The 14,932-nt window shown below is 41.2% G+C and carries 17 protein-coding genes; 7 read left to right on the top strand and 10 right to left on the bottom strand.

All coding sequences use genetic code 11. The annotated features are described in order from the left end of the window. Nucleotides 1–95 precede the first annotated feature (95 nt). On the top strand, nt 96–923 hold the full coding sequence (locus PISS_RS10215) for an HNH endonuclease (RefSeq protein ID WP_058154964.1): 828 nt from the start codon (nt 96–98) through the stop codon (nt 921–923). A gap of 7 nt (nt 924–930) precedes the next feature. Then, on the top strand, nt 931–1,554 hold the full coding sequence (locus PISS_RS10210; RefSeq protein ID WP_058154962.1) for a DUF6988 family protein: 624 nt from the start codon (nt 931–933) through the stop codon (nt 1,552–1,554). 641 nt (nt 1,555–2,195) lie between these two features. On the opposite strand, the gene PISS_RS10205 is transcribed toward PISS_RS10210, so the two are convergent. Continuing rightward, nucleotides 2,196–2,495: a DUF3301 domain-containing protein gene (locus tag PISS_RS10205; RefSeq protein ID WP_013465365.1), complete on the bottom strand. Its 300-nt coding sequence runs from the start codon at nt 2,493–2,495 to the stop codon at nt 2,196–2,198. Then, nucleotides 2,496–3,524, bottom strand: a complete 1,029-nt coding sequence (locus PISS_RS10200; protein WP_024601587.1) for a DUF3549 family protein — start codon at nt 3,522–3,524, stop codon at nt 2,496–2,498. It abuts the gene before it with no gap. A gap of 103 nt (nt 3,525–3,627) precedes the next feature. On the opposite strand from PISS_RS10200, the gene PISS_RS10195 reads away from it, so the two are divergent. The 5 genes from PISS_RS10195 (at nt 3,628) to PISS_RS10175 (ending at nt 7,329) form a co-directional block, all read left to right on the top strand. Then, on the top strand, nt 3,628–3,948 hold the full coding sequence (locus tag PISS_RS10195) for a YqcC family protein (RefSeq protein WP_013465363.1): 321 nt from the start codon (nt 3,628–3,630) through the stop codon (nt 3,946–3,948). Then, complete coding sequence (gene truC / locus PISS_RS10190; RefSeq protein WP_058154961.1) at nt 3,941–4,705, top strand: tRNA pseudouridine(65) synthase TruC; 765 nt, start codon at nt 3,941–3,943, stop codon at nt 4,703–4,705. Before PISS_RS10195 ends, truC begins: the two co-directional genes overlap by 8 nt. Next, nucleotides 4,706–5,155 (top strand): flavodoxin, encoded by a 450-nt coding sequence (locus PISS_RS10185; protein WP_013465361.1) that lies wholly within the window; start codon nt 4,706–4,708, stop codon nt 5,153–5,155. A 15-nt stretch (nt 5,156–5,170) separates the two neighbouring features. Next, a complete protein-coding gene (locus tag PISS_RS10180) occupies nt 5,171–6,046 on the top strand; it encodes a glycosyltransferase family protein (protein ID WP_058154960.1) in 876 nt (291 codons plus the stop codon). A gap of 209 nt (nt 6,047–6,255) precedes the next feature. Then, complete coding sequence (locus PISS_RS10175) at nt 6,256–7,329, top strand: phosphotransferase enzyme family protein (RefSeq protein ID WP_028834082.1); 1,074 nt, start codon at nt 6,256–6,258, stop codon at nt 7,327–7,329. 105 nt (nt 7,330–7,434) lie between these two features. Here the strand turns inward: PISS_RS10175 and PISS_RS10170 are convergent, their stop codons facing one another. From PISS_RS10170 to mrdA, 8 genes are all read right to left on the bottom strand, one after another. Continuing rightward, nucleotides 7,435–7,674, bottom strand: coding sequence for an RNA recognition motif domain-containing protein (locus PISS_RS10170; protein ID WP_008109433.1), 240 nt, complete (start codon nt 7,672–7,674; stop codon nt 7,435–7,437). A gap of 167 nt (nt 7,675–7,841) precedes the next feature. Next, nucleotides 7,842–8,807, bottom strand: coding sequence for a lipoyl synthase (gene lipA / locus PISS_RS10165; protein ID WP_013465357.1), 966 nt, complete (start codon nt 8,805–8,807; stop codon nt 7,842–7,844). After that, on the bottom strand, nt 8,804–9,457 hold the full coding sequence (gene lipB / locus PISS_RS10160; RefSeq protein ID WP_013465356.1) for a lipoyl(octanoyl) transferase LipB: 654 nt from the start codon (nt 9,455–9,457) through the stop codon (nt 8,804–8,806). Before lipB ends, lipA begins: the two co-directional genes overlap by 4 nt. Nucleotides 9,458–9,476: 19 nt before the next feature. Continuing rightward, complete coding sequence (gene ybeD / locus PISS_RS10155; protein ID WP_016898950.1) at nt 9,477–9,755, bottom strand: DUF493 family protein YbeD; 279 nt, start codon at nt 9,753–9,755, stop codon at nt 9,477–9,479. A gap of 210 nt (nt 9,756–9,965) precedes the next feature. Then, the gene (locus PISS_RS10150) at nt 9,966–11,126 is read right to left on the bottom strand and encodes a serine hydrolase (protein WP_029609897.1); all 1,161 of its coding nucleotides are present in this window, start codon (nt 11,124–11,126) and stop codon (nt 9,966–9,968) included. A gap of 53 nt (nt 11,127–11,179) precedes the next feature. Then, nucleotides 11,180–11,941 carry a septal ring lytic transglycosylase RlpA family protein gene (locus PISS_RS10145; protein WP_028834084.1) on the bottom strand — a complete coding sequence of 254 codons (762 nt, stop codon included), beginning with the start codon at nt 11,939–11,941 and terminating at the stop codon, nt 11,180–11,182. Then, complete coding sequence (gene rodA / locus PISS_RS10140; protein ID WP_016898947.1) at nt 11,941–13,047, bottom strand: rod shape-determining protein RodA; 1,107 nt, start codon at nt 13,045–13,047, stop codon at nt 11,941–11,943. Before rodA ends, PISS_RS10145 begins: the two co-directional genes overlap by 1 nt. Next, a complete protein-coding gene (gene mrdA / locus PISS_RS10135; protein ID WP_013465350.1) occupies nt 13,044–14,924 on the bottom strand; it encodes a penicillin-binding protein 2 in 1,881 nt (626 codons plus the stop codon). The genes rodA and mrdA overlap by 4 nt, the downstream gene beginning before the upstream one ends. Between the last annotated feature and the right edge of the window lie 8 nt (nt 14,925–14,932).

Here is a 14,932-nt window from a genome sequence, read left to right as displayed (position 1 = left end):
AAGTTCAAATCTCCACTTAACAGAGTTGGCAATACTCTGTTACTTTCTTATGTATCTTTTCTTTTTTTGTCATAAAGATAAAGGGAATTAGAGTTTTGTCAGAAATTGATCTAGAAGAGTTAAGGCCAACATCACATAGGAAAATTATTGAGCTGATTGAAGAAGCTGGTATCGATGTTTCTGATTGGGCAAATTTCAAAGGTGGTGCAGAAAAAGCTTCAATGAACCCTAAATATTGTTATGAGTGGTCATTTGAAGAACGAAAAAATAATATTTTTGTATTAAACCTTTGGTTTGATAATTGTGAGATTATTGATGGTAGTGTAGTTCAGCAACTTAATTTAAGAAGTGAAGCCCAAGAGCTCAAAGGGATACAGAAACGCCGCGCTTTTAATATGGACTTTTCATTGCAAAATGCTGCAAGATTAAATGCTCCAATAAGGGTTATCATGTGTGATGAAAACCCAAAGCTTAAAAAGCCTGGTGCCAAATCTAATGCTGATAGGAGATTCCTAGATCCCATTAATTGGTATATAAAAAAGTATGGAGATAATGGCGACTGTCTAATTCAGCGAGGGAAATTAGTCCCTGCCTTTATTGACCAGTTTTCATTTCGAGAACTAGAACCCATTCAACCCGAAAAGCAAGAGTCAACCACTACAAGTTATTCTAGAAGTAAGGTCGTTAGAGAGCAAGCGTTGGTTCGTGCTGATGGTCATTGTGAGTATTGCGGCGTAAGAGGTTTCAAAACCAAAGTTGGTTCTCTTTACCTAGAAAGCCATCATATCACCCCTCTATCTGAAGGTGGTGTAGATCACCCTAGAAACGTTATTGCTTTGTGCCCAAATCACCATAGAGAAGCTCACTATAGTGAATCAGCACAGGATCTTAGAAGTGTATTTCTAGAAAAAATTGGGCAGTAACACATTTATGGAAAAGTTGCTTATTGGTTCAGCTGCTCTTCTTGATGAACTAAACCCGATAATTTCTCTTGGCCCAAACCAGAGTATTAAAAGGTGGACGGGCAGTTGGGTGATGTGTGATATTGCAATTGAACATGCTCACTCTCTACAAAACTTAATGAAGATTGGTAACTGCACTTCAGCAATATCGTTGTTACGGCTTCAATTTGATGCTTTGACAAGATCTGTATGGCTACTCTGGGGAGCTTCTGAGAAAAAAGTTGATCGGATTATGCAAGACTTATCTATAGATACGGCTAATGCTGATAATGGCCTACCATCGCATGTCGAAATGATTAAGCAGATTGATGGCAATGCACCAGCTGAAGCTACTCGAATGCTGACTGAGTTTAGAGATGTTACTTGGAAAGCTTCAAGCTCTTACGTACACGGTGGAATTCATGCGATGAAACGACATGGTGAAGGCTATCCGTTACAGTTGTTGGAACAAATACTAGTTAATTCAAATGGATTAGTAATGTTATCAGCTGTTCATTTGGCAACAATGACGGGTAACATGCATGTAGTAAATGACATTAGCCGTATCAGAGAAACTTACCGAAATATCCTACCAAAGCTAAATTTTAAATAAGTGCTATATAGAGCCTAGTTATCAAGTGACTGAGAATCTTATTTCGAATGACAGATACCATTATGTAAGCCAATGTTCCAAATAAGGCGCACTTACGTGAGATATATCTTACATTAACGTGCGCCTTGTCAGTTTAACTCCGTATTTTATCTTCTTAAAAACATCAAGTTATTGTTATTTATAGTTATTTTTATTTTTCAATTTTATGACCGTAATTTTTTTTGTTTTCCTCACTATCATACTAAGCCGTTTGCTTTAAACTTTACTTTGTCAAGACGACATAGCCCAATGATTGAGCTACTGCCACGGATAAGGAATCAGGCAACTAAGTAGTTACTAGCAGGAAGCACAAAGGACAAGTTAACACGGATGCAGGGATTAAACAGGAAGTACACGGAGTACTAAAATAGCTGGGAGCTATTTAAAGGACACCAAGGATGATGCGATAGGAAATTGCAGGAGCGTTAGTTTACGCAGGATAGCCAAGGCGGCAAGTGGATATTGCAGGATGCAATGGAGAGTAAACACGGTAGTTTGCTCGTTCAGAGGATGATAAACAGGGAATAGGTAAAGGATACCTTACAGGATGTTTGCAATTGGGGCGTAACTGAGGTTACGCCTTAGTTTTTTGTGCTAAGAAATTATATTCTATGTGGTGGCACAACCACACTTTTTAGTTTTTCATCTTCCATGATTAATACCCCTTGGTAGGCGTTTTCACCGTCACTTGAAAACTCAAAAATAAATTCGCTTTTCATGCCCGGTTTACCACTTTTTAAAATGCCAAATCGACGCTTGTTACAAGCTACACTCATAAGTTGCACTTGCAATTGCTCGCTTTGGCGTTTGGCATGAACGTTCGCTGCTTCGGCTATTTTACGATTTAGCCAAAAAAAATAAATTACAGCACCAATAAGTATGAACGTCCATAAACTAGCCATTTAAGAGAATAACCTTCCAATTGCGCGAGCTAATGTCTCGCTTCTGTTTTCTTCACGTAATAAAGCTAATAAGTGAGGGCGAATAGTCGCAATTGCAACTAAATCTGCAAAAACGCTAGGAAATAATTCAGCTATTTTCTCATGATGCGCACAGTTATCCATAAACACATGTAAACGCTGTGGCTGTTCTAACTGTTTGAAGCAGCGACCAGCAATGGTCAACAAAATATCAGAATCCTGCCCTAAAGGTGAGTTAAGCGCGCAGTCAACAAGTTGTGCGCTAAGCCCTACTGCTTGCCCTGATGATATTGCACGCAGCGCGGCAGAGGCCGCAACAACATCATTATTACTAAGGGCGGTTTGCCCATAACTTAACAATAACTCACTTAACGAGGGCGGTATTTCGATGTGTTCAAGCATTGCACTTAATGGCTGTAATACTTCAACTGGTAATTTAGGCCACGCTGCTTGTAAGTGCTTTAAGTTATCAGCACTATGAAGACGATAAGCAAAATCGGCAATGCCTTGTAACGCGACATTTTGCCAATTATCAAAGCCAATTTGGCCACTAAAGTAGAGTTGGGCGTGCTCGTAGTATTGCGACGCTGGTTGCTTTAGCAACACTTTAACTTGTGCATTGAACGCCGCTAATTTATTCGCGTTCGGAGTAAATACATAAGGGTTGTTATCGAGTGTGCCATCGGCTTGCTCGCCGGTAATTTCTGTTCCTAGTGCCTGAATAACCATATCTGCAAAGTGATCACGGCTCGCGCTTACTAACTTACTTTGCTCATCAAGTGGGAATTTTAAGAACCACACATAGGGTTCTTTACTGGCTTTGCTATCCCAAAACTGAATCGCTAACCATGCATGACCTGCTAACGGGTAAGGGTAAGGAATTTGCGCTTGTTCAACGGCTAAAAATTGTTGTTTATCAAGCTTGGTAATGTGCCTGCCAATATCAAAAGCACGCCATTGAGTGCCTGCACCATCTAAAAGCTGGCCTAACGTAGCTATATGTTCACTCATGGATTTCCAACTGTTTTTACTACAAAATTACCTTAATTATACGCCATAGCGACTGTTGTGGGAACAGGGTATAATTGCATAATACACAGACCAAAGGGTGATTATGTACCAGCAAACCCACATATATTTACAGCAATTAGCGGCGCTACTTAAAAAGCATCAACTGTGGCAGGTTGAGCCACTGAATCCCGATTTATTAGATTCTAGCGTACCGTTTTGTCACGATACACTGGCATTTGAACAATGGTTGCAGTTTGTATTTATTGAAAAGTTACAGCGGCTAATTGACAACAAGCAGCCGTTACCGCGCAATTTTGCAGTCGCCCCGATGGCGCAAATGACACTCACTGATAAATCAGGCAGCGAAGACATTATCGCTTTACTGACCCAATTAGATTCATATTTAGGAGAGCCTAATGAGTGAGCGCCTAGAGCCTATTGAATACGGCGAACTGTCGATTCTTTATCAAGATGAAAATTATGTAGCAATAGATAAACCCTCTGGGCTACTTGTTCATCGCTCATTTTTAGATAAACATGAAACTCAATTTGCAATGCAAATGCTGCGCGATCAAATAGGGCAACATGTGTTTCCTGTTCACCGTCTTGATAGGCCTACTTCGGGTGTATTACTGTTTGCATTAAGCTCAGAGGCGGCGCGTGATATGAATCAATTATTTATTGAGGGCACAATAACAAAACGTTATTTAGCGTTGGTACGCGGGTTTGCGCCTGAATCTGTTTTTTTAGATAAACCGTTAAAAGAAGAACTCGACAAAATAGCCGATAAGTTTGCTGATCAAGACAAAGCCGCGCAAGAAGCACAAACCCAATTTAATTGTTTGCATCAAGCTGCGCTGCCTATCCCAATAGGAAAATACCCAACGGTTCGTTATTCTTTGGTAGAGTGTTTTCCTAAAACGGGTCGCAAACATCAAATACGCCGGCATTTAAAGCACTTGTCTTTACCTATTATTGGTGATGTAAATCATGGCGATAACCAGCATAATCAGTTTTTTAGGGAGCATTTTTCGCTTCGCCGTCTAATGTTGTTTGCATCAGAGCTTAGCTTTGTGCACCCTTATAATAATGAACCCATAACAATTAAAGCGCCGCTGGGTGATGCAATGTTAAACATTTGCAAACAGCTGGGGTGGCCAGAACAAGAAGAGGATTATTAAATGGCACATATTAGTATTTTTGTTGGCAGCGTGTATGGCGGTGCAGAGCGATTAAGTGAGCAAGTTAGCGACACGCTAGAGCAAGCTGGTCATCAGGTTAGTGTCTTCGAGCAGCCTACTTTAGATGATATAAAAAATGCTTCGCATATTTTAATTGTTACCTCGACCACTGGGCAAGGCGATATTCCTGATAATTTAGCGGATCTTTATCATCAATTAAATAGTACTTTTCCAATGCTAACAGACAAGCCTTTTGGTATTGTTGCCATGGGTGATAGAAGTTACGGTGATACGTTTTGTGGGGCCGGGCGCAGCTTTGATGAGCTACTACGTGATTTACAAGCTAAACCTGTTGGTAACCGACTAGAAATCGATGCCTGTGAAGACTTTGAGCCATGGCCGGTAACTGAGCCTTGGTTGCAAGCTTGGCTTGGTAAATTACCCTCATAAATGCGCAGACTCTAAATGAAAAAACATAAACTGAGTTTGGTTGTGCTTGCGGGTGGCTTAGGTAGTCGCTTTGGTGGCAATAAACAAATAGCAGCAATCCCTGGGCTAAATTGCACGATTATGGAGTTAAGCATTACTGATGCGTATCGCGCCGGTGTGACACAGGTTGTACTGATCATCAATCAAGCCGTTCGCAGTGAGATAGAACACACTATTTTACCTCGCTTACCTAAAGCCCTTGACGTGGTATTAGTAGAGCAACATAACGCGCTTGTTCCTGATACATACAAAGCACTATCACAGCAACGTATAAAACCATGGGGCACAGGGCATGCGTTACTGTGTGCCAAAGCATATATTAACAACCCTGCAATTGTTATTACCGCAGATGACTATTATGGTGCGTCTTCATTTTTATTGCTTAGTGAGCATTTTAAAAATAGCCCCGAATGGGCAATGGTGGGGTACCCGATTATCAATACCCTCTCTGAGCACGGTGGGGTTAATCGCGGGGTATGTAGCATTGCTGATGGAAAGCTTGTTGCAGTGACGGAATATTTAAATATTCAAAAAGAATCTGCACATATTGTTGGAAATAATCCGCAGGGCTTGCGTGAAAAAATTAGCCGAGATGCGCTAGGATCTATGAGTTTTTGGGGGATCACGCCGTGCTTTTTTGATTATTTGCAACAAGGTTTTGAGACGTTTTTACAGCAATATAACGCTAATACTCAGCAAGAGTATTACTTACCTGATCAAATCCAGCAAGCGATTAATGTAAAAGCACAGCCTGTATTTGTATACACTGCAAAAGAGCCTTGGTTTGGTGTTACCTATAAATCAGAACTGACAAGCATTGCGGCTACTTTGTGCGCATTGCGTCAAGCGTAAAGGTGTTAATACCAATTTTATTAAAAATATGATCAATCTAGCGTATTAAATAACCCGCTTCCTGCGTTAAAAATTATTTATATAGAACAACTATGTATCATAATTTTCGCCTTGCTATCGCGTTATTTCCTTGTCGCTGTAATCGTTCACTAATTTAATGCAATTGATATAAATTATTGTCGCCTTGGGCGAAAAGAGTGAAGTAGAAAATGAATTCAATTCCTATAGAAGTTTACTTATCTGAGAGTTTTGGCCTTGACGATAAGCATGCGAGTATAAAACCCATTGGTAGTGGGCATATCAATACTACCATGTTATTGAGCACACCTAAGCGGTCATTGGTTGTACAAAAGCTCAATACGGTGGTATTCCCAAAACCACAGTTACTTGTTGATAATGCAAGATTAATAGAACGACACTTAAGCAAAAAGCAGCAAGTCGGTGAGTTCAACTTAGCAATTGTGCGGCATGTAGCAACAACTCAGCATGACTATTTAGTAAATAATAATAACGATACTTGGCGAGCCCTTGAGTTTATTGGTGGCAGTTACAGCGAAGATGTGGTTAATACTGTTAGCCAAGCGCAAACCGCGGCTAATGCATTTGGCCAATTTGCTGCAGCATTAGAGGATTTTGACGCTAACAAATTACATGCAGTTATCCCTAACTTTCATAATTTAGCCATGCGTGCAGAGGTTTTTAAGCAAGTTATTAACGCCGATCCTCATAAACGTGTAGCTCATTGTCAGGAGGAGGTTGATTTTTGCTTGTCGCAGTTCTCACTCATTGATGAGCTCAATGCATTAGCTGGAAAAGTCCCTATTCGCGTGTGTCATAACGATACTAAAATAAACAACATGCTATTTTGTTCAGATTCAAATGATGCAAAAGCGGTGATTGATTTAGACACCTGTATGCCAGGTTATTGGCTTAATGACTTTGGCGATATGGTCAGAACATTCTGCTCTGCAGAGCAAGAAGATTCAACAGCGCTTGAAAAAGTAGGTGTTCGTGAAGACATTTTTGCAGCGATTGTTAAAGGTTACGTTGAACCATTAAAGTCAGTATTAACGGCCGCGGAAAAACAAAGCTTTTGGTTAGGTGCTAAAGTGATGCCTTTTATGATTGGCTTACGCTTTTTAACCGACTATATAGACGGCGATAATTACTTTAGTGTTAAACATGAGAGACACAATTTAGATCGCGCAAAAAATCAATTTGCGTTGTACAGGGATATAGTAAGTAAGCAGCAGGTATTAAAGGCGATGTTAACTCAGATATAAGCACAATTGGTTATATTGCTCAAAGTGTTAAAGCTAAGCTTTGAGCAATATAAAGCGAGGTTAAACGCTGAAAATACGTATAAACTTCCAACCCCTCAATCGTTATTAAGCATCGGCTAGTTTTACGCGGATTTTGCTTTTATCAACGGTTGTTTGATTAAGGGCTTTAATAGCGCCTTTAACTTCAATGTCGTTTGGCATTTCTACAAAAGCAAAACCTTTTGATTGGCCAGTTTCTTTATCGAGTACTAAGTTACAGGTGGTCACTTTACCGTGCGCTGTAAATAAAGTACGAAGTTCATGCTCAGTGGTAGCACGAGATAAGTTGCGAACTAATAGTTTCATAATGAACCTAATTAAGGGTATCAGCGGTAATTATCTCAAGTAACCCCGCTTTAGCCTAACTTTATTTTACATTTGCTGAAAATAACGCCCATAAACAAAAAAAGCTGCTCGTTGGCAGCTTTTTGTTAATCAGCAGGCTTATTTACCAGCCGGTTGTTCAGCAAGGCTTATTTTACTTCTTTACCCGCTGCTTGTTGATCGGCGTGATAGCTTGAGCGTACAAACGGGCCAGAAGCCGCGTGTGTAAAGCCAATTTCATCAGCATACTCTTTTAGTGCATCAAACTCAGCAGGCGGCACGTAGCGTTTTACTGGTAAGTGATGCTTAGAGGGTTGTAGGTATTGGCCTACGGTTAGCATATCAACGTTATGCTCACGTAAATCACGCAGTACTTCTTCAATTTCGCTAATTTCTTCACCAAGGCCAACCATTAACCCCGATTTAGTTTTAACCTCAGGGTGTGCTTCTTTAAAGCGGCGTAATAATTCAAGTGACCACTTGTAATCAGCACCTGGACGCGCCAATTTGTACAAACGTGGTGCTGTTTCTAGGTTGTGGTTAAATACATCTGGCGGCGTTTCAATTAATATTTCCAACGCTCTGTCCATACGACCACGAAAATCAGGGACTAATATCTCAATGGTGATTTCTGGATTGTGCTTGCGAATTTCACGGATACAATCGGCAAAGTGCTGAGCGCCACCGTCACGTAAATCATCACGGTCTACCGAAGTGATCACTACGTAGCTTAGCTTCATGTCTTTAATGGTCAGTGCAAGCTTTTCAGGCTCTGCTGCATCGGGCTTTAATGGACGGCCATGTGCAACATCACAGAATGGGCAACGACGTGTACAAATAGCCCCTAAAATCATAAAGGTCGCCGTACCGTGGTTAAAACATTCTGATAAGTTGGGGCACGAGGCTTCTTCACATACAGAGTGAAGGCCATGCTTACGCATTGCTTGTTTTATGCCGTCAATCCGCTCGGTTGACTTGGGTAAGCGGATTTTAAGCCACTCTGGCTTACGGAGCATTTCGGTTTTTTCTGTTGGTAAAACTTTAACGGGGATCAACGCCATTTTTTCTGCGTCGCGTAGTTTTACACCTGGTTCCATTTTGACTGGTTTATTCATTCGTTTTCAAACCCTTCAGTATGCTTAACCTGTGTTGCATTAAGCTTTTTGATCATGTGTTTTACCAGCCCTTGACCTGCAGCTTCAAGGTTTTGAGGGCCATTTAATTCTTTAGTTTGCACCATATTCATGCCCGCATAACCACAAGGGTTAATGCGTAAAAATGGACTTAGGTCCATGTTAACATTTAATGCTAAACCATGAAATGAGCAGCCACGACGAACTCTTAGGCCTAAAGAGGCAATTTTGCTGTCGTTCACGTAAACACCGGGTGCATCGGCTTTTGCGTATGCATCAATACCGTACTCAGCAAGGGATTCAATAATACATTCCTCAAGCCATGTTACTAGCTCTCGTACGCCAATCTTTAAACGACGTAAGTTAAATAATACATACATCATTTGCTGACCTGGGCCGTGGTAAGTTACTTGTCCGCCACGATCCACTTTAATCACTTCAATGTCACCTGGGGCGAGCAAGTGCTCATCTTTACCGGCTTGGCCTTGGGTAAATACACTTTCGTGCTCTACCAGCCAAATTTCATCTGGGGTATTTTCATCACGGGTGTCGGTAAACTCTTGCATTTTTTGCCAAATCGGCATGTAACGCTGACGACCCAGTTGGCGTACGATTAGGGTGTTTTCGCTCACAACAAATCTCAACTATGGATTAAAGCATATGGCGTACGTCATCGATGTTGCTGATCACGTTGTAAATTTCTTCAATGTGTTTGCCGCTTGTTACAGTAGCTACTAGCGTTACAGACTCGTAATTACCTTTACTGCTTGGTTTTACTTTTGGCGCATAATCACCTGGAGCAATAGGTTGTAATTTAGCTAAAATTTGATCAGTTAAGTTTACATTAGCTAGACCCATAATTTTAAATGTAAATGGGCAAGGGTACTCTAAGTACTCATCAAATTTAGTGTCTTTAACAGGTTCAACCACGACGGGAACTCCTCAAACAAAAAGTGTTGGCTTTGCTAAAACGCGAAGCTTAAAACTGACAGGCTAATGGCAATCTTGAAATGATGCTATTGTTGACCCAGGCCAATGATAGTCATTCAATACGATTGGTATATATGGGGCGCATTCTAGCACTTTTCAAGCAAAAAAAAACGCCTCACAGTGGAGGCGTTCATATTACTTTACTCGCAATTACATAATCTGTAAGCGTAAGTAGTCATATATTTTACTAAAGAAGCTACCTTCTTGTATTTCTTCAAGTGTAACTAGCGGATATTGTGCAATATCTTCGCCTTCAAGCTGTAAAAATAAAGTACCTACTTTTGTGCCTTTAGCTAAAGGTGCCTCAAGGGTATCGTCTAGCTCAAAGTTTGCTTTAAGGTTTTTATGCTGACCACGAGGAATAGTAATAGGTGTATCTTCTAAAATTCCTAAAGAAACATTCTCTTTATTGCCCATCCAAACACGTTGCTCAGCAAAGCTGTCGCCGGCTTTATACGGGGTAATTGTTTCAAAAAAGCGAAAACCGTAGTTTAGTAGTTTTTTACTTTCTACTTTACGCGCGCGCTCACTTGAGGTGCCCATTACAACGGCAATTAAACGCATGTCGTTTTTTGTTGCAGAGGTGACTAAGCTGTAACCGGCATCAGATGTGTGACCCGTTTTAATACCATCTACATCTAGACTTTCATCCCACAACAACGAGTTGCGGTTATATTGCTTTATGCCATTGAAGGTAAAAGACTTTTGTTTATATAGAGCGTATTCATCAGGCACATCTCTGATAAGTGCAGCCCCTAATGTTGCCATGTCGCGTGGCGTTGTATAATGCGCATCAGTATCAAGGCCATGGCTATTAACAAAATGCGTATTAGTCATGCCTATTTTTTCGGCGTGAGCATTCATTAAATCTGCAAACGCGCTTTCGCTACCAGCAATATGCTCTGCCATAGCAACACATGCATCATTTCCTGATTGAATAATAATGCCATGGTTAAGATCATCGACACTAACTTGTTTACCGACTTCAATAAACATTTTTGATGATTCAGGGAAGTTTTTTGCCCACGCTTTTTCACTAACAGTAACCATATCGGTAGGCGCAATATTACCAGCATTAATTTCGGTACCAATTACATAACTGGTCATCATTTTAGTTAAGCTGGCCGGTGCGAGTTTGGTATCAGCCTCGCCTTGTGCAATGACTTTACCTGTGGTGAAGTCCACCAAAAAGTAACCTTTTGCATTAACTTGAGGAGGCGCTGGAATAATTTGGGCGGTGGCTGAAAATACGGCGGCAGAACAGACTAAGCCGCAAACACCAGTAAGAATTTTATGTTTAATAGATTTCATCATACTCATTAATGGTTAAAGTTAAAAATATGCGTATTCCCATTCTAAAGGGCTTACTGAGTGTAAAGCAAGAACGCGTTTTGAAATTGATTTTGTTTTAATGTTTCTAGTACTTGTTGCGCATGTTGGGCATCTTTTATTGGCCCTAAGTGCAATCTATAAATAGCGTCTTTTTCAACGATATTTGTCGGTAACTTATACTGTTCTCGCAGTGTACTTGCTAACGCTTCTATGTTGGCTAAGGTACTGCCCGCGGCAACTTGAACGTAGGTTTTTCGTGCATGGGTATCGGCTAGAGTAATGGCTTCTAGCTTAACCTCTGCTGTACCATACTTATGGTATCCAAGTTTGTATGCAGCGGCATAAGAAAGGTCAATAATTCTATTATCATGAAAGGGGCCACGGTCATTAACACGAACAATAATTGATTTGCCATTAGCCGTATTTGTTACCCGCACAAAACTAGGTAAAGGCAACGTTTTATGGGCTGCGGTCATCGCGAACATGTCGTAAATTTCGCCATTAGAGGTGTGATACCCATGAAATTTACGGCCATACCACGAAGCAATGCCCGTTTCTGAATAGCCGGTTTCATCGAGCATCGGGGTATAACGTTTGCCAAGCACTTCGTAGGGGCGCGTAGTACTCGCACTTTTAATAACTTGAGTAACAATGGCATCTTGCATTTCTAATTCGGTCGGTGCACGAAGCGGCGCCGCATCATGGCGCATGCTGTAACGACTATTTGAACTGCTGCATGCACTTAAAAAGAGGCTAACGAGAATAATAATTATAAGCTGTTTGTAAAGGCGCATTATTTTAAGAGCATCCTTTTATCTGTGGCAATCGACATAATAATGCCAAATGCAGCCATCAGGGTCACCATTGAGGTACCGCCATAACTAATTAATGGTAACGGTACACCTACAACAGGCAGCAAACCCGATACCATGCCAATATTTACAAAAATATAAACAAAAAATGTGAGCGTGAGTGAGCCGGCTAATAGTTTACCAAACGCATCTTGTGCGTTAACCGCAATATACAGTCCACGGCCAATAATAAATAAATATAAACTAAGTAAAACACACACACCAAATAAGCCAAACTCTTCACTCAGTACTGAAAAAATAAAGTCAGTATGTCGTTCAGGTAAAAATTCTAGCTGCGATTGCGTGCCTTGCAGCCAGCCTTTTCCTTCGATACCGCCTGAACCAATGGCAATTTTTGATTGAATAATATGATAGCCAGAACCCAGCGGATCGCTCTCAGGGTCTAAAAAGGTCAGTACTCTTTGCTTTTGATAATCGTGCATACCGTAGTGCCAAAATGGCCATGCTGCCAAAGCAACAACCGAGCTTAAAAAGCCGATTAAACGCCAGCTCAAGCCTGATAAAAACAACACAAATACACCGGAACTGGCAATCAAAATTGAGGTGCCCAAATCAGGTTGCTCTTTAATTAGTAGGGTAGGCAGCATAACAATGGCAAAGCCAATGACTAAATGTAACGGACGCGGCGGCAAATGGTGGCGGCCAATATACCAAGCAACCATCATCGGAACCGCTAGTTTCATTAGCTCTGAGGGTTGAAAGCGAGTAATGCCTAAATCTAACCAGCGTTGAGCTCCCTTAGAACTTACACCAAATAGCAGTACCCCAACCAGCATGAGTAATCCTAGGCAATACATGGGAATAACTAAACGTTTTAAAGTCGCTGGTGGAATTTGAGCAAGTACAAACATACCTATAATGGCGCCAGCCATTCGCGTAATATGGCGAACCATCATGGCAGCGTCTTGCCCTGAGGCGCTGTATACAATGGTGATACTACCGGCCATCATCAGCAATAACGCAATAAAAAGTGGCAAATCAATATGCAGTCGCAGCCAAATAGAGCGCTTATCATGTAAAGCCGTCATGGTGCTTTGTCCCCTGAAGGTTGGATTGGGTTAGCTGCAAAATAGTAATCCATTAATTGGCGCGCAATGGGCGCACCTACTGAGCTTCCCCCACCGGTATTTTCTACCACAATAGAGACAACAATTTGTGGGTTATTAAACGGGGCAAAACCTATATAAATGGCGTTGTCGCGTTGGCGCTCTTTGAGTGCATCGGCGTCGTAACGCTCGCCCTGAGCAATACTCACCACTTGGGCAGTACCGGTTTTACCTGCAGGATCATAAGTAGCCCCTTTAAACGCACGATGGGCAGTTCCGGTGGTTTTTTTAACGGTGTTATGCATGGCATCAATAGCGATGCGCCAGTTATCTTCGTTATTGAGTACAACCGGCGGTTTTTCTTCATTATTGAGCTGAGTAATTTGATCTTCTTTTTTAGCAACTTGCACTAAATGCGGAGGGTGATTTATCCCTCTGTTAACTAAAATATTAGTGGCATTCGCTATTTGAATGGGGGTGGCAGTCCAATAACCTTGGCCAATTCCTACAGAAATAGTATCTCCAGGCCACCAAGACTCTTTAAAACGGGCTTCTTTCCACTCTTTTGAGGGTAAAATAGCGGTTGTTTCTTCATGAATATCAATACCGGATAATTCACCAAAGCCAAAGCGAGCCATAAAATTACTTATTTTTGTGATCCCCATTCGATAGGCTGCGTCATAAAAGTAGGTATCGCATGACTCTTCTATTGCTTTATAAACATCCACATGGCCATGGCCCCAACGTCGCCAATCACGCCATCTATGCTCTACGTTGGGAATTTGAAAAAAGCCCGGATCCCACATGCTGGTGGTTTCTTGCACTATATTTTCTTCTAATGCCAAAATAGCCATGTGTGGTTTAACAGTAGATGCTGGTGCGTAGCGACCTTGAGTCGTGCGATTGATCAGTGGACGATCAGGGTTGAGTAAGGCTTTGTAGTCTTTACTGCTAATACCGTGCACAAATAAATTGGGATCATAACTCGGGTTTGAATACAGCGCTAAAACGCCGCCATCTTTTGCATCCATTACCACAATAGCGCCGCGCATATCTTTAAGTGCATGTTGGGCTATTTGTTGTAAACCAATGTCGAGAGTAAGTACTAAGTCGTCACCCGCTTGCGGTGGATCCATACTTAAAGTGCGGATAATTCGGCCGCGGTTATTAACTTCAACTCGTTGTGAGCCAACTTGACCATGTAATAACGGCTCGTAGTACTTTTCGATACCCAGCTTACCAATATCATGCGTGGCTCGGTAGTTTGTGGCTTCATCTTGTTGTTCAAGCTTGTTTAACTCTTTTCTATTGAGCTTTGCGACATAGCCTAATGCATGGGTTAAAGTATCGCCAAAGGGGTAATATCTCGCTAGACGTGCCTCAATACTAAAGCCTGGAAACTTATGTTGGTTTACTGAAAACATCGCTACTTCGTTTTCATTTAAACGGGCTTTGAGGACTTGACTTTTAAAACGTCGAGTATGTTTTATATCATCAAGAAAATCAGCTTGTTGCTGCTCGGTTATTTCAATGATTTTGCTGATAGACTTCAAAGAGGCGGTTAAATCATTAACTTCTTCGGGGATCACCTCAAGGTTATAAACGGGCTTATTTTCGGCCAGCAAAACACCGTTGCGGTCGTAAATTAAACCGCGATTGGGGGCTATAGGTATAACTTTTATACGGTTATCATTAGAACGAGTTTGATAATCTTGATGATCATCTACCTGAATTTTATACAAGTTAGACAGCAATATTGCTACAAGGACTAATATAAAAATAAAACCCACGAATGCACGCCGAGCAAATAAATTAGCTTCTGCTGAGTGGTCGCGAATGGTGGGTCTTCGTTTTAGCATGGCAAGAA

This window comes from Pseudoalteromonas issachenkonii (genome assembly GCF_002310795.1).
GTDB classification, from domain to species: Bacteria; Pseudomonadota; Gammaproteobacteria; order Enterobacterales; family Alteromonadaceae; genus Pseudoalteromonas; species Pseudoalteromonas tetraodonis.
Note: the sequence above shows the minus strand (reverse complement) of the source record. Positions and strands in the feature narration are given on the sequence as shown.